We start from the raw sequence: 17,501 nt of genomic DNA, 5'->3' as shown, positions 1-17,501 counted from the left end.
CCATTCATATCAGGCCGCCCTTATTGCTTTCCTGCAACTCATCGACAACCTCAGTCAACGGAGTGACGACGGCAGCGTTATCCGCCGTCAGCTTGGCCGTTTCCGCTTTCAACTTGGCGGTGGCCGCCTTAATGCGGTAGGTGTCAGCAGTCAGCCGGGGAACATTCACGGCGTCGATCTGCAATTTACTCAGGCTGTTTTCCAACGATTCGATGCGGGCAATGTTTCTGTCTAAACCCTGCTCCGCCTTGAGCATTTTGTCATACAGATCGATACGGGTTTCAATGTCCGGCGCGTTCTGCAAATCCTCCATGATTTTATTCAGCGTTTTGGTGACAGACAGCGCGCGGGCCCGGGTGAATATCAGTTCGTCACGCAGTTCGGCCTCGCGACTGGCTGCAAAAAACTCCTCTCCCGCTGGCAGATATTGCGAGTAAGCATTGTGCTTTACGCTATGCCGATGGCCTGGAACGAATGGGCTAACGGCGTTCGGGTTGCCGGGATTACCTTCCGTGAAGCGACCCTTTTCGTCTCGCCCGTTTAATCCCGCGTCTGGCCGCGAGGTGCCGGCATCATCATCGAACACGTCCGTCGATTCATCTTCATTGTCCTGCTGTACATTTCCGCCTTTTGCGCACTTCTGCGCATTTTTACCTTTCTGCGCACTGTGCGCAGTTTTGCGCACTTTCTTTTGCGCAGATTGCGCAGAACGGGGCTTGATATACCGACGTGCCGACTGATAGTTAAGACCGCGTTCCTCACACCACCGCTGGGCGGTGATGCCTGTCTCCGCGTTGTCGGACAGAAAAGCGGCCAACAGTGCGCTCCAATCGTGTTTTGCCATAACGTCCTACTGAATAAGCATTATCGAACCACCTCTGGGAAGTGGCTCTGTAATGTCTTACCGGCACGCTTCATCGCCAGAACACTCTGGCTGTGGCTCGAACGCCAGGGCGACATTACCTTTGCTGCCGCTATAGGCTTGTACATCACCCAACAGGAAGAACGGGATGCCGTTGATGCTTACCAGTTGGTCGCGATAAAGAGTAACGGGCTCCGCATTTGAGGGCATGGTTGCGGATTGCTCATAAAGACGCTGCTTCAGCAGATAACCTTCCAACTCCCAAATTTTATTGATGGCTTTCTCCCGGGCATACTTCCGGCCAAGCTCCGCATTGAAATTATCGGGGCTGACGCAGGCGCTTTCGCCAGTGACGGTGAAGCCGTTGCGCAGCACCAACACGCAGGTAGTTAACTGATTGAGGCTTTTGGCGATACCTGCCGGTGACGTCCCCATATGAGACTCGCCACGTACGCCGTCACCTGCCGTGAAATAGAATTCGCTACGGATAACACTCGCAATATGCTCCGGCGTGACGCGTGGCGCGGTTAAACCTTTGGTCTGAATTTCCTGTTCAATCTGTTGATCGTTGGTCGGTGTCATGGGGATTACCTTTGTTTGTCGACATAAAAAAGCCCCGGCGAATGCCAGGGCTGTAACTTGTATTCGATTATATCAATTGACCACCTGCGCTGCCCCAACGTGTTGGGCAGAGTCACTTTTTCGATCTTTCTCGTACCTAGGCATTATTTACTAATCGCTTTTGGATGATATGTTTTATTTTTTTAAATTTTCTATCCGTATCGATTCTTGAAGCGCCACCGCACTGTCTAACAATTTATTCCATGGACAAGAACCGGCTACGAATGCCTCATGATTAATAAATAACTCATCGAAAAGCTTATATTCGTTTGACTCAGGATTATCTAATCCTGCCAAGATTAACTCATGCAGTATATCTGCCCGCAAGGAAAATAGCCTGTCGTAAAAGTTTGCTTTCTTCTCATCACTATTTATGCGTAATTCGCTCTCAACGGTTGCACGATAAGAAAAAACGGCACGTTTCAACCTAATTGATTGATTTTGCTTTTCTTGCTCTTTCCAAGAATTCATTGTCTTATATGCCACGCGCACGGCAACGATTGCAATAATCGCAGTGAACACCGCCGATATCGCGGAAACCCAGCTCGCGATCATCGACAAATAAGCCCAACGAGCTGATTCCTGCGCTGACTGCAATAAATTAACATCAATTAGTTCAGTGCTCATTCTTACTCCTTATAAATATTCGAGCAAGTATACAGCATTATCACAAGCACTCAGTGAATGTGTCGGGATTCTTCGATTTGCCGGATAGCGGCTTTGTCGGCATTGCACTGTTCGATTACCGCTAGCAGGAGCTCATTCAGTTCCACACTCTGACCGTAACTCATCGCTGCAGGGATTTCGGGGATGATGCAATCAATCAGCAACTCCACCGGGATCGACACTACCGGTGCCGGCACGTATTCTGTCCGCGTGTTCCCGCAACCTGTTGACAGCGTCAACAGGGACAGGCCGAGTAGCACACACGTCACTGACCAGAGCCTGCCGAATGTAGACGATTCGCGTTTCCGACCGCTGCCGTGTTTTCTGTTTTTCATCTGCGTTGGCCTGAGTGATAGTGTTTATGATGCGCAGTGATGTGATGACATTTGCTGTTATCGTCTCTGCGCGTTGCTCGCTTGCAGCAGACGCAGCGCTTTCTCGCTCCGCAATACCCGCATCCCAGCGCAATCCTTGCACATACCACCCGGCGCCGAACGCAGCCGCCAGCGCGCCGCCGATCAGCAGCAGCTTAGTTTTCGTGGATAACATGGTTTCTCTGTTAAAAAGTGAAGGGATTGATGATGGCGAGTGATTCAGATTTTGCGTAGCGTTATCAAATCACGGTTAATTTGAACATTTAACAACCAAACCAGAACGATATTCAGAAGTTTAAGCAAAGAGCCTTTTCTTTCTCACGACGAGTAACCAGCCCCGCCAGAATTTCTTTTCCTGCATAAACCCATCGAGGTAATTGGTTGCAGGCCGCCGTGTACGCCTGGTTAATCAAGTGGCGATACATCGTAGATCTAAGAAACTTCGTGCATCCGACATTAAAAATAAAACTCCCAATCCCATCGAACACACCTTGCGGCAATTGCTTTCCCAACTTTCGCTCTACATTTGCCTCAATACAATTCTGTGCATCCAGTTGGTCCTCAGCAAACCACTGCGCGATTTGCTGATCGCTGGCCTGGGCCACCATGCCCGAACCTTTCCCTGTGTGGCCGATACCTTGCGTAACGATTTTTGCCGGACACAAATACGGTTCCCGGCGGCAACCTTCAGCATTGCCCATCACTTCCATTGCAGCCTGGCTGAAGCGTAAGCTGTTTCCGGTCACCGATTTATATTGATCGACGTCGTTCAGCACAATGCCAATAATCACGCTGACGGAACAGACAATGGCTGCCGCGATTTTACGCTTAGCCATTAGCTTATCCCCCAGCCTTCAGATTAAATTCCTTGCGTTTGTAGTACCAATTCAACGCAAACGTACCGATGGTGCATATCATGCCGACGATTATTGCCCAATCGCTCAGCGTTAATACTGAAATTGCGTCAAATAACTGCCACGATGGTTGATTCGTTACTGATGAATATGCCTTTTCTGATACGCCTGCACCCGTTAATGCGGTCCCGGATCCATATGATAGCTTGCTATATATCGCGCTCATTCGCCTCATAGCCTCACCCCCGATTATTCGGATGGAGCTGTGTGTGATTTACGGGAAAAGAAAAGGCCCACCGAAGTGAGCCTGTGAATTCATGAATGTTGTGTATTAGGGGCACCCAAATTTATTTTGGGCCAACGTTCCCTTTTGCGATTTGACGATAGCAGCAATGTTTGCAGGGAGATCTGACCAAACAGTCAACCGCGGATTCGTTTTCTGCTCGATGCTATCAACCGTAACCTGGTAGCTACAGAAGTCCGCGTTCCTCGGCGTGCTCTGATCCATTAAGAACGCTGAGAACTGGCCCTGGTCTGGGCTGGTACCAATAAATATAATTTTCCAGTAGCCACTTGGAATTTTAACTCCCGCAGCGTTTGGCAACTCACCAATATCTCTTTCAAACAATGGGCCAGTAACAGAATAAACTGGGGCACTATCAGTTGCCAATAAGCGCTCCTTATCTTCTAATCGTACCCACGCTCCCTGATTGAGGTCAGATTTTTGCGGCGTAATGTTTGATAGATAGTTGAGCGCCTGCCAATCCGACGATCCTCCCAAGCCCGCGAGTGGCGCCTGATGCCCGCGATCCACAGCTAACGCAGCATTTGCGCCAGTGTATGCTGCGTTAGCTAGCGTGTCAGACGCGGGTAAATCGGGGTCTTGACGCCACTTACGCGATCGACCGCTTGCCTGGCTATCTTTCGTCATTTTATACGCAACCCAATTCGCAAATTTGGTCGATGCGTTGTTGTTCAGTGTGTACGCGTCACGAATAAGCGTCTGCGAGCTACCGCCCGTTGGACAACCTACCAAGCAGTTATCAACTGTTAACGGTACGGAAACTGTTGGTTCTACTACAACGGTTGGCTGTTGTTCGGGTTGATATGTTGTCGTACAGCCCGCCAGTAACAGTACCGAGAGAAGCTTAACTGGATTAAGTTTCATTTTCACGCTCTCCACCTCCCGCTTGGTCGGTGTATAGGAAATAAAAAAACCGCTGGGCGAACCATACGGCTTGAGGACTGACCAATAAAAAACCGGAGCAGCTTTTTAAGGCATACTCCGGTATCTTTCTGGAATTTAGCGCGTTATATCAGGTAAGTCAATCGGGGCTTCTTCTCATAAAGTCCTACGCCCCTCTTTCACATCATCAATAAATTTTGAGTAGAATTTTTTGCTATTATTTACCTGTAAACCCAAACCTTTAATGTACAACATGTCTTCCGTCTCTTCATCCCATAAGTCTGGGTGATTTAGCAGACACCAGCAGTAGTAGACTTTTGTTTCAGGCGTCCAATCTTGTTTAAGCTGATTGAACATCATTACCGCTTCAAGTAAAACGAGCTCATTGCCTTTGGGATTGAAATCCAGAGTTTCCTCTGCATCATTATCTGCATGTTTAAAGAAGTTTCTAGGTTCAAAGTTTTTATTCAACCAATCTCTATAGCTCATGGGATGTGGAATAGTTTTATCCCGAATAATGCCCTTATACGGACTAATTGTAGATAGAACCGCACCAACTGCCTCAGCAAGAGTTCGAATGGACACAGGATCGTCTTCTTCAAAAAACAACCGGATAGACTGATTTAGTTGCCTTTCCGCCACATCGATTTTTGACAAAATCATAAACTCATCATTCATTACTATTATCCCCTCAGTTCTGATTTTACCCTATCCGATATAAGAACACTGGCTTCCGATTCTTCAATATACAGCCAGCGCATGCAACGCTTCGTCAGATCTAAATATTCCGGCCACTCGCGCGCCGGTATCTCAGCCCCTGTGATAGCCAGTGATTTTCGCAGATGCTCAAACGTTGCCGTAATTCGTCCATGCCCGCCGCATTCATTACACAACACAACGGCTGGCCGTAACGTTTTTCCGGTACCGCTACAGCGGGGGCAAACATTGCTCTGCGCAGCCTGATGCTCAGACCATGTGCGCAATGCCGCACGTTCAGCTTCAACTCTTAACGATAATTGCTCTATCTGCTGGCCGATACGTTGATATTCATCATCGCTGACACGATCCCGACCGCGCAACTTTTCCAGTTGCTTGATTTCGGCCTGGAGCGCATCGGTATTCATGCGTGTTTGTGATGATTGGGAGCCATATCTGCGCAATAACTTGGCGATATGATCAATTTGCGCGGGGAGATTGCGCTCCAGCACCATGCTTAACGCAATCTGGCAGGCGGTTATGGCATGTTCTAGATGAGGCCGAGCATTTACCCAATTTGTAATAGATGCCCGAATACGCTTTTCTGCCTGGCCATCATGGCGATATTTTGCCATCAACAAATCAAAACCAACGGTATGATGGTGCTGGGCGGTGGCGAACGCTCCCAATATCTGCTCTTTGGTTAGGATTGCACGCCCGCGCCCCACATTCAGTGATTCGATACTCATGCAGCGTGGATCGTGCAGTTTGATAAGTTGTTCTATAGCTATGGTCATTTGGTCAGTCCCGGCGATGGTCATAGGACTGATTCTATCCAATGTTGCACAATTGGCAATGATATTGCCGATTATCCCTATTTCTGCAAATAATTCTCGATTTCTGATCGCGCTGCGTCAAATCCATAGCAAATTTCGGCGCGGTAGCCGGCGGCACGCATCAGTTCCTGCCATTCCAGTTGCCCCGGCGTCGGCCGCCCGCCGGTGGCTTTCATTTCAATCCATAGCCCGGCATACCCGCCGCGCGGCAGTGCCAGCAATAAATCGCTAACGCCGGCGCGCATGCCCAACCGCTTGGCGTCGGCTGCTGCCTTCGGCCCGCGCTTACCTTCATTGGGAATATGAATCAGGTAGCGGCCTGGGCAGATACCGTTGACTGTGACCAGTGCCGCCCACTCAATCAACGCCGCCTGCTCTTCCAGTTCCGACTGTCGGATGACCTTGCGCACCCGGCCGCCGCCCGTCTCCAGTTTCGCTCGCGTGCCGATGGCGTCCAGCGCGTCGATTGAATTACGCAAATTTGCCCCCTTTCGCCGCCAGAGTCTCCTCTTCGAACCAGGTGCGCCATGTGGCATGCAGCGCAGCCAAATAAGTTTCCTCCTTTTCGCCGGGGCGCCAGTCGTACGGCACGCGGCCATCAATCACACCATGGCACGCCGAACAGCCGAAAACGGCAAAGAAATCATCTGACTTGTAGGCCATGCCGTGCGTTGTGCTGGGCAGATGGCACAATACCGTGGTTTCCCGATTGCAATTACAAATTCCCGGAATCTGTAGCGCACAGGCCCGGCCACGTGCCGAATCGCGCAGGGCTCCGCTTCTAAATGCAGGCGCTTTCTTCATCATTAGAACCCCATCAGTTGGTTAACGACCATCTCCATTTCCGCCTCGTCAACAAAATAGCCGCTCAGCGTTTCAGTCCAGATCACCCCGGCCACACCGCGGTAAACGCCATCAAACGCAGCCTGATCCATATTGGCAAATGCGATGCTCCAGCGTTGTTTCAACGTTCCGCCGTCCGGGTTGGGCACCAGATCATAAAATTCCGCCTTGATCATGACGTGGTTCAGGTAGGCGTCCTTGGTCTTCACCGTTTCCGGATCGAACCGGCGGCGGCGCTGGGCAGCCACTTTATTCAGTACGCGCGCGGCAATACCCTTTGTCACGTTGTCATACAGCGAGAGATCTCCAGCTTCCTGCGCCAACTCGCGCGCCACCTCCTCCGCTATCCATACCTCCGGCGCGCTGACGAATGTCCATTCTGGCTCCCAATATTGAAAGCCAAGATCCAACAACGCCCAGAATTTGCGGTGATGCTTGATGTTGCGGCGGTCACCTAATGGAGAAAGCGAGATCGGGGTGCCGACAGGCATCCCTTTCATTACCTCGCGATCGTGATCGGTACAGTATTTAATGCCGCCGCCAGGCAGCAGTACGCCCAACGCTTCGGTTTTGTGCTTTTTCGGGGATTTGCTGCAGGTTGCAGTTGTCATGCTGAATGCTCCCCAGGCAATGGTTCGTTACCATCGGCGATAGTGCGTTCGAGATAGCGAAAAAGGTTACGAAAACGCTGAATTTCGCTGTCACCCGCAAGCCTGTTGCGCGCTTCACAAATCGCCCGCGTTAACTGAGGAATAGTGGCGTCATCAGGTAACCCGAGCGCAGACGCCAATTCCATCTGAGCATCATTCAGTCGCCCGGTGGACCGCTCCAGCGCTTCCCATCTCCGTTTTTTCTCCTCTTCAGTCTCGCGGATGATTTCCTCCCGCGCTGCCTCCCGTTTCGCTGAGGCATCACGGAGCCATTCAGCGGACAGATACGCCTGCACCACAAGCTGAGCCACCTCATCACCATGACGCTTCGCCAACTCCTTCTCCGTAAACCAGATGTACCCTTGCCGGGTCTTTATCTCTGTGCGATTGCTTTCGCGCTGAATGCCGTCAATCAACAGCTTTATCCAGGCGTCCCGCGGTAGATTGTCGACCGCGTTCATTGTTGGACCTTTGACTGTCCGCCAACCGTTTTCACCGCGGATCATCAGCCCGCAGCCGGTGGGCAAATCAGTTTTTTTGATCAGCCCCTCGGGCACGGCGAACACCACCCCGCTGGCGAATGGCAGATAGCTAATGTACTTGCCCTTGGTCACGTCGGCACGGAAATCGGATACGCTGATTTTGCACTCGTAGACGATGGGGCAGAACTTGCTGAAACTGAATGGCACCGCATATACATCGGGGCGCGGGCTGCCCGCCGGCCCCAGTTGCATGTCCTCCCAGACGAAACGCGCTGTATTTTGGCGGAGGTGTTCCGCCAGGTCATGTGCCAAACCGTTGTGAGTCCACTTGGTCATGCCGCCACCTCCTGCCGTTCGGTGCATAACTCTGGTAGATTTGCGCGTACCAACGCCTCAGATAATTGCGGCGGAACGGCGTTACCACAGCGAGCGGTCTGTGCGCTTTTCGTGTGGCGAACGCCGCGGTAATCCATATCAATGACGTACCAGCCAGGAAAACCTTGGGCGGCGTACAACTCCGGCGGCTGGAGCATGCGCAGCGTGATATCGACCAGCACCCACCATGTACCGCGGTGGCTCATCAGCACCATTTCGGTGAACTCACCGAAATGCTCGGGGAGGAATTTATGCAGCAGCTCCGCACACCGGCGCGCCTTATCCCGCAACTCAGGCGACAGGAGATCCGCGGGAATCTTTACAGCCCGAACGACACCGATCCTATCCTTCGTTGTTATGGTATGCATTGGTTCATCAGCGGATTGCCCGCGGTCACCGGTGCCGTAGTACTTGACCATATAGGCTGTCACCAACCGCTGATTGCTGCCAGCCGCAGTGAGCGTAGACATTGGAGCGTCAGCAGCATGGCCGTCGCCATTGTAAAACCCACCGTTCGCCTGCTCGAATAATGCTGTTGTCAGCGCGCTCGGCGAGGCGCTGGCGGTGACAGTATTCAGCGGGGTTTCCATCAAGCGGTTGCCATCACTCCACCGGCGCGCGCCAGTGCTGCATGATTCGCCATGCCCCATATCTACAAGACTGGCAGTAATCATCGCCTGTTCGCCACGGTGCGCCGCCGTCACCGTCGGTAGTGGTTCATCCGGCGATATACCAGCGCGATCGCCGTGATGCGTCAGGTGAGCCAGATGCACGGCCGCGATTGCGTGATGCGCACCGCTGGCTGTTACTGTTGATAGCGGGAGCTCTACGCTGTGCCCAAAAAGCTGCGCCTCGTTCGTGCCGCGCAACGGTGCCAGCACAGGGGCCACCAACGCACGATGGTTATCAGAAGTGAGCGTACCGAACGGCTGATTTATGGCGACCGGTTTACCGGAGTATTTCGGGCCGCCGGCGCCAGACGTGAATGGTGCCAGTACCGGCTGTCCAAGCATATGATGACCGCCAGTGGTAACGGTAGGTAGCGGAACGCCAATACCTACGCCGGGATGACCGGTGGTGTTCGTGACAATGAACGGCTCGGCGTTGGTGAGGACATGTCGCCACAATCCCTTTGAGATGCGGCGCAGAGTATTGTCGGCCAGCGGCTTCCTGCGCTCGAAAATCGACGGGGACGCGATCGACCAATCAATGCAATCTGCCGCGGTACGCCAGGGTTTTAGCTGGCCGGCCCGCACCTCCGGAGATTTCGGATCTCCATATGTGGGTTCAGGCCAAACGATAGGCCGACGATCGCAGCGCATGACCATAAAGAAGCGCCGTCGGCGCTGCGGCGTGCCGTAGTTGTCTGCTCGTAATTCTCGGTGATCGACAGCATACCCAAGCCCGCGCACCAGCTGCTGGGCGTATTCACTGCCGGGATCGATCTCCAAAAACTCGCACACCTCGGCCAGCGCCGGATGCCCCGCCGGTACGCCGGCGCCCAGCATGCCGACGAATGCCGCGAACGTTTCCCCCGCGCGCGCCGGGTCCGGCCGTTGTGTGCCATCTACGTCAGTCAGCAGCGGCCCCCAAGTTTTGAACTCCTCAACGTTCTCCAGCATCATGACGCGCGGGCGCACTGCCAGCGCCCAGCGCAGAACAATCCAGGCCAACCCCCTGATCTCCTTTTTCACCGGTTTGCTGCCGCGGGCTTTTGAATAATGGGTGCAGTCGGGACTAAACCATGCCAGCCCAACCGCGCGACCGGCGGTGGCGGCCACCGGGTCGATATCGAACACCGATTCGCAGTAGTGCAGCGTGTCCGGGTGGTTGGTGGAATGCATGGCAATCGCATTTGGGTCATGGTTAATCGCAATATCAACACTGCGGCCGATCGCCATCTCGATGCCCGTTGACGCCCCGCCGCCGCCGGCAAAATTATCGACAATGATTTCCCTCATGATGCCGCTCCTTCTTCTGCGGTTACGGTCGCACCCATCTGCTCAGCCAGTGACGTGGCGATGGCTATAGCCTCGGAGTCCAGCATCCCCTCCATGCGCAGGCGGTTGATGTGCCAACGGAGTTTGTGCTGCAGGCCATCGGCCAGCGTGCACGCCGCCGGGATCTGCCCGAACAAGAAATTGACCTCAGACGGCCAGACGGTGTTGCCGGTGTCCGGCACTGGAATAATTTCTGGAATATTTTGGAGTTGGTTTTGGCGAGCCAGCTGAGCGGCCTCGCGCCGGATCTGCGCCATAAACGCCCTTCCCTGCACCAGCAACCGATCGCGCTCGATGTAGCCGCTGGCCGGCCCGCGCCACGCTTTATCGAAAACGGCGATGGCGCCAGCAAAGAACGCGCCGGTAGGAACCTGCTTTTCATCCTTCGGCCGGAACCATGTCGGCAGGTCGAACCCCAGGCGGCCGCGGATAAACGCGATGTGGTCGGCCTGCTCCGGCCACCACACTTCGGATGTCGCCGCTTTGATGAGAAACACGTACCGCCCGCCGCGCTCCCGCATGTCCATGGTGTAGTCGATGATGTGTCGCATGCCAGTGATGTACTGGCCGTCATGCTGCTTGGCGCGGGAGTACGGCGGATTAGCAAACGCGGCGCCGTTCAGCTCCGCCAGGCGCTCGGCCCAGTCCTGCACCAGCGCGTTGTCCGTAGAAGAGTAAAACGCCTCGCACTTGGCATTGTCTTCTTCAGCGAACAGATCCAGTACAAACGGGCCAAACATCGCGTTAATGCCCCAGAATAGCGCTTCCGAGGTCCGCCATTGATCGCCGACTTCCCGTAGCTCGTGGGCAGGCTGTTCGCGCAGCGCGTTGAGAGCCTCTACGTAGGAATTATTCATTGACCGCGCTCCTTGTTTCTTCCGTCATGGCCTGCCGGGCCGACTCTCCCGTGATTCTCTGGGCGATCGACGACACCCGCCCAGGGATGAGCGCGGCATACTCTGGGTTCAGCTCGCAGAGGACAGCGCGGCGATTGTGCGCCAGAGCAACACCAGCGGTTGTACCGCTGCCGCCGAACGGATCGAGGACTACCCCCCCCTGAGGGGATCCGGCCAGGATGCAGGGCTCGATGAGGGATGGCGGGAACGTGGCGAAATGAGCCCCGGTATAGCCTTGGACGGGAACCAGCCACACTGTCCGCCGGTTGCGCTCTTCCACCAGCCCGCGTACAGCCTCGGAAAAGCTGGAATTCTGCTTGCTTCCGAACGCATTGGCGGCCGCCTTCGGGTTGACTCCGTGCCCGCGGCTATGCGCCGTACCGGATACGGGCTCTTTGATGGCCTTCGAGTCGAAGAAGTAGCGCGGACTCTTGCTCAGAAGGAAGATCTGCTCGTGGGCTTTTGTGCACCGGTCCGTCACGGACTCCGGCATGGGATTGGTCTTGTGCCAGATGATTTCCTGGCGCAGATACCAACCATCGGCGCGCAGCGCGAAGGCCAGCATCCAGGGAATGCCGACCAGATCCTTTTCCTTGAGTCCAGGGCCACGCACCCGCGCAGCTCGGGTAATGGTTTCCCGCTGACGAGCCCGGCCCTTGAACGCCTTGCCGGACTGCGGGCCGCGCCCACCGGTGCCGGCGTAGCTGTCGCCGATGTTGAGCCAGAGCGTGCCGTCGTCACGCAGAACACGGCGGGTCTCACGGAACACGGCTACAAGCGCGGCAATATACTCGTCCGGCGTTTGCTCCAAACCAATCTGTCCGGCAACGCCGTAATCACGCAAACCGTAATATGGCGGACTGGTCACGCAGCAGTGAACGGATTGCTCCGGTAGGTGGCGCAGGGATTCCAGGCAATCGCCAACATGCAGTTGATAGCTCATGCCACACCCTCCCCGGCCAACACTTTACGAATGCCGTTATGCTCAGGCGCAGAGATTACGCCTTCACTCTCCAGCGCTTCTATCAGCCTGGCAGCACGGTTATAACCGATACGGAAATGGCGTTGTAGCTGGGAAATAGAGGCTTCTGTTTTGCCTGTAAGAAATTTAGCGGTATCAGAATAGAGTGGATCTTTATCCAGTTCGTCGCTATCGGCGGTAATGACCGTCACCGCGTCACTACGTTTAGATTCCCCACCCAGCGCCACCACCAGTTCACGGATCAGCGCGGCCAGTTCGCCAGTCAGCAGCACGAAGTCAGCATCGAAACGCGCCGCTACGTCTTCGGCGTCAGCGTTCTGGTCCAGCAACACATCGGCGAATTTCAGCTTTTTCAGGCTACCGTCATCGCCCAAAACGAACGAGATCCGCTCCCGCCATTCCAGCGCCAGCTTAGTGACCAGTTTTCCCGCTTTAATGTGATTGGTAATTTCGTCGGCGGTTAGGTCCTGGTGTTTGCTACGCAATACGCCACCCTCTTCCAGTACCGCTTTCAGCTCAGCCTCGTCCTGCAGGGCGAATCCGGCCGGTGCCGCGCCGGCGCGCACCCACTCGGTCAGCGTCAGCTCGATCGGCGTTTCCAGCGTCAGCGGCACCACCGGCAGTGAGCCGAGGCTTTTACGCAGCAGCGCCAGCGCGTCCTCCGCTTTTTTAGCGCTGGCGGCATCCACGACGATCAACCCGGCCCCTGCGTTAATCCAGACGTTGGTGGCATGGTACTTACTGAACGCACGCGGCAGCAGCGTCTGAATAACTTCGTCTTTCAGCGCGTCTTTCTCGGTTTTTTTCAGGCGGCGTCGCTGTTCGGCTTCCAGCTTTTCCACCTTGGCCGCCAGCTCGCGCGCAATCACCGGCGCCGGCAGGATTTTCTCTTCACGCTGCAACGTGAGAAGAATTTGCCCGTTGGCCTGGTGCGCCAGCACATCCAGCAGCGGATCTATCGGCGAAACCCAGCCGGTTTTTGCCCGGTCATGGCTGCCGCATGGCGTGAATGCGAACGCCGTCAACTTCTGCTCCAGATCAGCCCAGTCCAGCTCTCGCGACAGGCGATAAATCAGTGCATTTTTGAAAATGATGCTCATTGGTCAGTCCTCATTTGGTCGTTATGTTTTTCCAGGCATTACGCTGCCGGAGCGCGTCTAACCAAGCTTTGCCTTTTGCCTCGGTCTCAGGCGTGGACAAGCCCTTTTCTACCACCGTTGGCGGTGGACGTTTTAAGTTTGGGATCTGCACTTTGGGCTCAGGGATTCGCTCACCAGATAAAATTTTCTTTCCCCATTTGCTCAACTGGCGCTCTGCGAATTTCAGCAATTCGCCTTCAGTGTGGTTGTACTGATACATCGCGCGACGCATGTCAGTGACGATCCAGTACATAACCGGATGGGACCAGGGGAACGCCTCGGCGGACAAGCACTCCCCGCGATTTTTACTGTAACGACGAAACTCTGCCATCACGTCTTCTGCGCTGGGCAACCCTGCCAGTTGAGTCGCCCCCTCCCTGCACCAGACAACAAACTGGCCTGGCGATGGCAGGAACGGAGACTCACTCATCCGGGCCCGTTGCAGACCAATTTCGATAACCGACTTTGAATTGATGCCGTTTTCCGCGAATGCCCGAGTCCACTGCTGGCGTAACTCATCAAGTTCTGCCTGCGTTTTGATGTGAGCGCTGATCGCCGGAAAAATTACCCGCAACTGGCGAAACAGGTTGTTAAACAGGGCTCGAACATTGTCGTCCGGCTCAAAGCAGATCGCCGGTTGCATAGGGCCTGACATGCTGGCCAGTGCGGCTCCATTACGGGCATCGATGTGATTTTTCAATGACCGGAGAGATTTCATATCAGCCCCCCTAGCCCATCAGCCCAATCGGTGTTATCCCAGTCCAGAGTCTCGCGTTGCGGTTTACCGCCCCGGTTTTGCTGCTGGGCTTTCAGCGTTCCCCACTGCTTACGCAGTTTCTTCGGACTCAGGATGTTGCTGCCCCAGAACGCATCAGCATTTGCCCATCGGAACAATTCGCAGATCTCCCGGTGGCTGCGGCTATCCTGTTCGCGCATCAGGCGGATCACATTTGCCCATTCGGCCCAGTTGGGTGTTTTTGCCGATGCGTCCACCACCAGTATTTTTTTGTACATCCAGCGCGCGGCCGTCAGGTCATCAGCGGTCCCCCATGACTTCCCGCTCGGGGTGTACACCGACGCATCTGGGTGGCGATCCAGAAAACCATCAGGGGATGATGCCGTTTCGTCGGTGTTGGTGAATTCGTCAGAATTCGGCAACGAAGAAGATCTTTTATTCTTGTTATTACCTTCTTGTTCATGATGTGCGGTTATTTGTGCGGGCGTATGTGCGGCACCATCGCCGGAAGCCGCGCCATTGCTGGCTTTGTCATGTGCGGTTGTTTGTGCGGACTCATGTGCGGGTAAATTGTCTATTTTTTCGGCGTATCCAGTGTAATTCAGAACGGTAATCACCCGCCCTTTTTGCTTCTCGCCGTCAACAGAAATCATCCCTTCCTTTACAAAAAACGCCAACATACGTTCAACCGCATCACGGCTGGTTGGCTTACCTTTCCTGTCGCACAGTGACAGTCCTAAATCCGCAGCCGTTGTTACCAACTGGCCGGACTGTAACTGCCATTCATACCCTTTAAACTGCGCCGTATACGGCTGTCTGGCTGCACTCATCAGGATGTTTTCCCACAGCGTGCGCAGATAAACGTCTTTTGCCCATGGTTTTTTCATGATGCTCCGATACAGCGGGATGTAACCACTCTTCTGGTTTTTCATCCTGTTGCTCCCGGTTTGTTCCCCTGCTGAGATGCCGGGGAACTGGATCACTTCGGCCGTGTTCATGGCTATTTCCTCTCCAGTATTTCCGGTCTGCGCGCATGGTTATCTTCAACCTCAGTAAAATATTGCTTTACGTAAGAAACCGGTCGCGCACAGGGGTAGTCGTACCCTGGCCGTATGAAGATTACCCGCTGTGTGGCTGGCCCATACCCGGTGACATGCACAATCACGCTGTTCTTGTCGCGAAATCGACGATCAAGAGGCTTAATCAGATTGTTCATTCGCACACCCCCGCATAGACACTGTTGCAGACGGTGAGGTCCTCGGTCTCGCCCAGCAGATTAAATTGCCGGCCGCCGCGTTCAGTCATAGCCCATTCGCGGTATGTCTCGATTCCGTGCGTTTCTACGGATATGAAATCGATGCGGCGTTCAGATTTCACCGGATCATTTGTCGAGGGGAAGAACGTGCTGTTCTGCCTGCGAGAGCACGCCGCTACGAGGTGCTCCCATTCGGCCACTCGAGTAATTTCTTCCGGCCAACGCTTGAATATCTCCGCCATCTCGGACTTGCTGACGTTGATACACGGCATGCAACCTACCCGCTTGCAACCTTGCTGATAGAGAGGGTTGGGCTTGATGCCATGCCGACGAGCCAAAGCAAAAACATCATCGTGCGTCCACGTCAGGATCGGTCGATAGATGGCCAGACGCGGCCCGATGTCGAAACCCTCTTCCCATTCGGCAAGGCCGGCGCGCGCGCGGGATTCCTGGGCACGGACACCTTGCCAACTGATGACATTCAAGCCGTTGTTGATGAGCGGATCGAGGACTTGAACCCGAATGGGTTCATGCTTCAGTTCCGTGGTGCAAAAACGCCGGCGCGTAGATGGAAAACGTCCTTTCCACATGCAGAGGTCGAGGAACGGATTGCCGGTGGGATACAGCAGCGATAGCGCCTGCTCGATGATTTCGGCCGCCCGTTCCGGCGTGAAGCCGCATTCCTCAACCAGCGAAACAGGCCATTTTTCGGCAATAAACCGCCGCTTGCCCTCGATGTTGGCGGTAAAGTCAGCAGACACACGGCGGATCGGCCCGAGTTTTCCCTCCAGGTATTTCAGGTACTCCATCGTGGCCGGGTGCTCATGACCGGTATCAGCAAAAACTGTCTGGTGCTCAACGCCGGCCTCGCGGGCCAGCAGCCACATTGCCAAGCTGTCCTTGCCGCCACTGACGCTGATGACGTTTATCACGTTTGGATAAAAGCAGCGGACGTCTATCATGCATCACCACCCAGAGCCTCACGCACCACTTTTTCTGAGGGGCTTTGTTTGCGGGAATAAAACGCGGTCACCGTGCCCAACAGCGCCCCTGTGATTGCCATAACCCGGGTGTCTTCCCCGGGAATATCCAACCGCCTGCCGATGATGTCGGCGACGTTTTTAACGTCTTCTGTTCGAACAATCATTTGGCACCTCCCGGCGCCGGCGGCAACCAGTCGGGAATCGGCAATCCCGCGGCTTTTAACTCAGCATGGACGTGGGCCAGCATCTCCGGTGATTCGGCAAACATCGCCAGAAACCCCCGGATAGCGGCGGTATTGGTTTCAACTGCGGGATTGGACGACATGGCGCCGGCCACGGTTTTGATTGTCGCGGCTTCGCTTTCAGTCCAGCGGGTTTTGATCTGGTCTTCGCGTACGATGTGGAACGGCAGTCCAGCCTTACCCACTTTCTTGCGGGAAAGTAATTCCTTGCGAACGTCAGAGGCGATCGCGGCCCCTGCCGTTTCACTGGCAGGTTGATGTATTGTGGTCATTGGTCAGTCCTTAGTGTTTCTGGTCGTTTGGTGGCGTTTCTTTTTGTCTCAGAGAATGCAGGCCCAGATCCGCCAGATCCGCATATGTCACAGGGCGCCCGCCCCTATCTCCGCCTGTTAACGTTTCGAGCGGACGATCAGAGTGAGACTGAGTGAGGTCGCGTAAAATGTTGAAAATGGCAAAAGACAGCTTTTCGGCCTGTCGTTTGGCTTTCTGGCGTTCTCGCCAGTTGGCGAGGTAACGATATGGTTTTGTGGTCATTGGTCAGTCCTTAAACGTTATGGTTTCTGGTTTGGTCAGAACCAGGTTTATTAGAAGTCAACTCGGGCCAGATTTTGCTCCAGTCGTGAGGGCGCAAATCCTGCCGACTAACGCATCCATCTGTCGCCACCTCTATCTCAACACACCGTTGAGGCGAGATTGGACAGCGCCTTGAGGCCATCTGCGACAAATGGGAACGTGAAACACCGAGCGTTTCTGCCAGTCTTTTGGCTCCGCCACGCTCCAGATTATTGATGTACTTTTTTAGTTCCATTGGAAACCTCTTCTT

At 54.4% G+C, this 17,501-nt stretch carries 25 protein-coding genes and 2 pseudogenes; all 27 read right to left on the bottom strand.

The features are described from left to right. Positions 1-4: 4 nt before the first annotated feature. The 27 genes and pseudogenes from DDT56_RS21670 to DDT56_RS25010 all read right to left on the bottom strand — a co-directional run bounded on the left by DDT56_RS21670 (position 5) and on the right by DDT56_RS25010 (position 17,486). Complete coding sequence (locus DDT56_RS21670) at positions 5-844, bottom strand: terminase (protein WP_136168453.1); 840 nt, start codon at positions 842-844, stop codon at positions 5-7. A gap of 237 nt (positions 845-1,081) precedes the next feature. Continuing rightward, a pseudogene (locus tag DDT56_RS21665) lies at positions 1,082-1,444 on the bottom strand (Gp49 family protein); the annotation flags it as partial. Positions 1,445-1,618: 174 nt separating this feature from the next. Further along, a complete protein-coding gene (locus DDT56_RS21660) occupies positions 1,619-2,110 on the bottom strand; it encodes a hypothetical protein (RefSeq protein ID WP_136168451.1) in 492 nt (163 codons plus the stop codon). Between the two features lie 50 nt (positions 2,111-2,160). Beyond that, positions 2,161-2,319, bottom strand: coding sequence for an Rz1-like lysis system protein LysC (gene lysC, locus DDT56_RS25270; RefSeq protein WP_470287760.1), 159 nt, complete (start codon positions 2,317-2,319; stop codon positions 2,161-2,163). Beyond that, on the bottom strand, positions 2,303-2,698 hold the full coding sequence (locus tag DDT56_RS24470; RefSeq protein WP_168197668.1) for a DUF2570 domain-containing protein: 396 nt from the start codon (positions 2,696-2,698) through the stop codon (positions 2,303-2,305). The genes lysC and DDT56_RS24470 overlap by 17 nt, the downstream gene beginning before the upstream one ends. Positions 2,699-2,810: 112 nt before the next feature. Next, positions 2,811-3,359: a lysozyme gene (locus DDT56_RS21645; RefSeq protein WP_136168449.1), complete on the bottom strand. Its 549-nt coding sequence runs from the start codon at positions 3,357-3,359 to the stop codon at positions 2,811-2,813. A 4-nt stretch (positions 3,360-3,363) separates the two neighbouring features. Continuing rightward, complete coding sequence (locus DDT56_RS25085; RefSeq protein WP_136168448.1) at positions 3,364-3,612, bottom strand: HP1 family phage holin; 249 nt, start codon at positions 3,610-3,612, stop codon at positions 3,364-3,366. A gap of 96 nt (positions 3,613-3,708) precedes the next feature. Further along, positions 3,709-4,551 carry a DNA/RNA non-specific endonuclease gene (locus DDT56_RS21635; protein WP_417903702.1) on the bottom strand — a complete coding sequence of 281 codons (843 nt, stop codon included), beginning with the start codon at positions 4,549-4,551 and terminating at the stop codon, positions 3,709-3,711. A gap of 168 nt (positions 4,552-4,719) precedes the next feature. Continuing rightward, positions 4,720-5,241 carry a hypothetical protein gene (locus DDT56_RS21630; protein ID WP_136168447.1) on the bottom strand — a complete coding sequence of 174 codons (522 nt, stop codon included), beginning with the start codon at positions 5,239-5,241 and terminating at the stop codon, positions 4,720-4,722. A gap of 5 nt (positions 5,242-5,246) precedes the next feature. Continuing rightward, the gene (locus DDT56_RS21625; protein ID WP_246856850.1) at positions 5,247-6,080 is read right to left on the bottom strand and encodes a TIGR02642 family protein; all 834 of its coding nucleotides are present in this window, start codon (positions 6,078-6,080) and stop codon (positions 5,247-5,249) included. 53 nt (positions 6,081-6,133) lie between these two features. Continuing rightward, positions 6,134-6,574, bottom strand: coding sequence for a VRR-NUC domain-containing protein (locus DDT56_RS21620; protein ID WP_136168446.1), 441 nt, complete (start codon positions 6,572-6,574; stop codon positions 6,134-6,136). Further along, positions 6,567-6,902, bottom strand: a complete 336-nt coding sequence (locus tag DDT56_RS21615; protein ID WP_246856849.1) for a nuclease domain-containing protein — start codon at positions 6,900-6,902, stop codon at positions 6,567-6,569. The genes DDT56_RS21620 and DDT56_RS21615 overlap by 8 nt, the downstream gene beginning before the upstream one ends. After that, positions 6,902-7,549, bottom strand: coding sequence for a DUF1367 family protein (locus tag DDT56_RS21610; protein ID WP_136168445.1), 648 nt, complete (start codon positions 7,547-7,549; stop codon positions 6,902-6,904). Before DDT56_RS21610 ends, DDT56_RS21615 begins: the two co-directional genes overlap by 1 nt. Then, the gene (locus DDT56_RS21605; protein WP_136168444.1) at positions 7,546-8,406 is read right to left on the bottom strand and encodes a hypothetical protein; all 861 of its coding nucleotides are present in this window, start codon (positions 8,404-8,406) and stop codon (positions 7,546-7,548) included. The genes DDT56_RS21610 and DDT56_RS21605 overlap by 4 nt, the downstream gene beginning before the upstream one ends. Then, complete coding sequence (locus DDT56_RS21600) at positions 8,403-10,406, bottom strand: DNA cytosine methyltransferase (RefSeq protein ID WP_136168443.1); 2,004 nt, start codon at positions 10,404-10,406, stop codon at positions 8,403-8,405. The genes DDT56_RS21605 and DDT56_RS21600 overlap by 4 nt, the downstream gene beginning before the upstream one ends. Continuing rightward, the gene (locus DDT56_RS21595) at positions 10,403-11,302 is read right to left on the bottom strand and encodes a phage N-6-adenine-methyltransferase (protein ID WP_136168442.1); all 900 of its coding nucleotides are present in this window, start codon (positions 11,300-11,302) and stop codon (positions 10,403-10,405) included. The genes DDT56_RS21600 and DDT56_RS21595 overlap by 4 nt, the downstream gene beginning before the upstream one ends. After that, the gene (locus DDT56_RS21590) at positions 11,295-12,284 is read right to left on the bottom strand and encodes a DNA-methyltransferase (RefSeq protein WP_136168441.1); all 990 of its coding nucleotides are present in this window, start codon (positions 12,282-12,284) and stop codon (positions 11,295-11,297) included. The genes DDT56_RS21595 and DDT56_RS21590 overlap by 8 nt, the downstream gene beginning before the upstream one ends. After that, positions 12,281-12,514, bottom strand: coding sequence for a DNA translocase FtsK (locus tag DDT56_RS25015; protein ID WP_256373234.1), 234 nt, complete (start codon positions 12,512-12,514; stop codon positions 12,281-12,283). The genes DDT56_RS21590 and DDT56_RS25015 overlap by 4 nt, the downstream gene beginning before the upstream one ends. 12 nt (positions 12,515-12,526) lie before the next feature. Continuing rightward, positions 12,527-13,423: pseudogene (rdgC, locus tag DDT56_RS21585) on the bottom strand (recombination-associated protein RdgC); the annotation flags it as partial. Positions 13,424-13,433: 10 nt separating this feature from the next. Continuing rightward, complete coding sequence (locus tag DDT56_RS21580; RefSeq protein ID WP_136168439.1) at positions 13,434-14,180, bottom strand: replication protein P; 747 nt, start codon at positions 14,178-14,180, stop codon at positions 13,434-13,436. Then, positions 14,177-15,196: a replication protein gene (locus DDT56_RS21575; protein ID WP_246856848.1), complete on the bottom strand. Its 1,020-nt coding sequence runs from the start codon at positions 15,194-15,196 to the stop codon at positions 14,177-14,179. The genes DDT56_RS21580 and DDT56_RS21575 overlap by 4 nt, the downstream gene beginning before the upstream one ends. Before the next feature lie 2 nt (positions 15,197-15,198). Beyond that, a complete protein-coding gene (locus DDT56_RS21570; protein ID WP_136168438.1) occupies positions 15,199-15,414 on the bottom strand; it encodes a DUF4222 domain-containing protein in 216 nt (71 codons plus the stop codon). Next, the gene (locus DDT56_RS21565) at positions 15,411-16,415 is read right to left on the bottom strand and encodes a phosphoadenosine phosphosulfate reductase domain-containing protein (protein ID WP_136168437.1); all 1,005 of its coding nucleotides are present in this window, start codon (positions 16,413-16,415) and stop codon (positions 15,411-15,413) included. Before DDT56_RS21565 ends, DDT56_RS21570 begins: the two co-directional genes overlap by 4 nt. Beyond that, entirely contained in the window at positions 16,412-16,600 is a 189-nt protein-coding gene (locus DDT56_RS21560) for a hypothetical protein (RefSeq protein WP_136168436.1), read from the bottom strand. The genes DDT56_RS21565 and DDT56_RS21560 overlap by 4 nt, the downstream gene beginning before the upstream one ends. Continuing rightward, on the bottom strand, positions 16,597-16,950 hold the full coding sequence (locus DDT56_RS21555; RefSeq protein WP_136168435.1) for a hypothetical protein: 354 nt from the start codon (positions 16,948-16,950) through the stop codon (positions 16,597-16,599). The genes DDT56_RS21560 and DDT56_RS21555 overlap by 4 nt, the downstream gene beginning before the upstream one ends. 10 nt (positions 16,951-16,960) lie before the next feature. Further along, positions 16,961-17,212: a hypothetical protein gene (locus DDT56_RS21550; protein WP_136168434.1), complete on the bottom strand. Its 252-nt coding sequence runs from the start codon at positions 17,210-17,212 to the stop codon at positions 16,961-16,963. Between the two features lie 10 nt (positions 17,213-17,222). Continuing rightward, entirely contained in the window at positions 17,223-17,486 is a 264-nt protein-coding gene (locus DDT56_RS25010) for a transcriptional regulator (protein WP_136168433.1), read from the bottom strand. Positions 17,487-17,501 lie beyond the last annotated feature (15 nt).

The sequence above is a fragment of the Brenneria corticis genome (assembly GCF_003115855.1).
Classification (GTDB): domain Bacteria; phylum Pseudomonadota; class Gammaproteobacteria; order Enterobacterales; family Enterobacteriaceae; genus Brenneria; species Brenneria corticis.
This window is presented reverse-complemented; position numbering and strand designations above follow the sequence as displayed.

Excerpts from the sequence above, each read along its gene's own strand:
- DDT56_RS21670 (WP_136168453.1), bottom strand. The coding sequence starts at position 844 with ATGGCAAAACACGATTGGAGCGCACTGTTGGCCGCTTTTCTGTCCGAC.
- DDT56_RS21660 (WP_136168451.1), bottom strand. The coding sequence starts at position 2,110 with ATGAGCACTGAACTAATTGATGTTAATTTATTGCAGTCAGCGCAGGAA.
- DDT56_RS24470 (WP_168197668.1), bottom strand. The coding sequence starts at position 2,698 with ATGTTATCCACGAAAACTAAGCTGCTGCTGATCGGCGGCGCGCTGGCG.
- DDT56_RS21645 (WP_136168449.1), bottom strand. The coding sequence starts at position 3,359 with ATGGCTAAGCGTAAAATCGCGGCAGCCATTGTCTGTTCCGTCAGCGTG.
- DDT56_RS25085 (WP_136168448.1), bottom strand. The coding sequence starts at position 3,612 with ATGAGGCGAATGAGCGCGATATATAGCAAGCTATCATATGGATCCGGG.
- DDT56_RS21630 (WP_136168447.1), bottom strand. The coding sequence starts at position 5,241 with ATGAATGATGAGTTTATGATTTTGTCAAAAATCGATGTGGCGGAAAGG.
- DDT56_RS21625 (WP_246856850.1), bottom strand. The coding sequence starts at position 6,080 with ATGACCATCGCCGGGACTGACCAAATGACCATAGCTATAGAACAACTT.
- DDT56_RS21615 (WP_246856849.1), bottom strand. The coding sequence starts at position 6,902 with ATGATGAAGAAAGCGCCTGCATTTAGAAGCGGAGCCCTGCGCGATTCG.
- DDT56_RS21610 (WP_136168445.1), bottom strand. The coding sequence starts at position 7,549 with ATGACAACTGCAACCTGCAGCAAATCCCCGAAAAAGCACAAAACCGAA.
- DDT56_RS21605 (WP_136168444.1), bottom strand. The coding sequence starts at position 8,406 with ATGACCAAGTGGACTCACAACGGTTTGGCACATGACCTGGCGGAACAC.
- DDT56_RS21600 (WP_136168443.1), bottom strand. The coding sequence starts at position 10,406 with ATGAGGGAAATCATTGTCGATAATTTTGCCGGCGGCGGCGGGGCGTCA.
- DDT56_RS21595 (WP_136168442.1), bottom strand. The coding sequence starts at position 11,302 with ATGAATAATTCCTACGTAGAGGCTCTCAACGCGCTGCGCGAACAGCCT.
- DDT56_RS21590 (WP_136168441.1), bottom strand. The coding sequence starts at position 12,284 with ATGAGCTATCAACTGCATGTTGGCGATTGCCTGGAATCCCTGCGCCAC.
- DDT56_RS21580 (WP_136168439.1), bottom strand. The coding sequence starts at position 14,180 with ATGAAATCTCTCCGGTCATTGAAAAATCACATCGATGCCCGTAATGGA.
- DDT56_RS21575 (WP_246856848.1), bottom strand. The coding sequence starts at position 15,196 with ATGAACACGGCCGAAGTGATCCAGTTCCCCGGCATCTCAGCAGGGGAA.
- DDT56_RS21570 (WP_136168438.1), bottom strand. The coding sequence starts at position 15,414 with ATGAACAATCTGATTAAGCCTCTTGATCGTCGATTTCGCGACAAGAAC.
- DDT56_RS21565 (WP_136168437.1), bottom strand. The coding sequence starts at position 16,415 with ATGATAGACGTCCGCTGCTTTTATCCAAACGTGATAAACGTCATCAGC.
- DDT56_RS21560 (WP_136168436.1), bottom strand. The coding sequence starts at position 16,600 with ATGATTGTTCGAACAGAAGACGTTAAAAACGTCGCCGACATCATCGGC.
- DDT56_RS21555 (WP_136168435.1), bottom strand. The coding sequence starts at position 16,950 with ATGACCACAATACATCAACCTGCCAGTGAAACGGCAGGGGCCGCGATC.
- DDT56_RS21550 (WP_136168434.1), bottom strand. The coding sequence starts at position 17,212 with ATGACCACAAAACCATATCGTTACCTCGCCAACTGGCGAGAACGCCAG.
- DDT56_RS25010 (WP_136168433.1), bottom strand. The coding sequence starts at position 17,486 with ATGGAACTAAAAAAGTACATCAATAATCTGGAGCGTGGCGGAGCCAAA.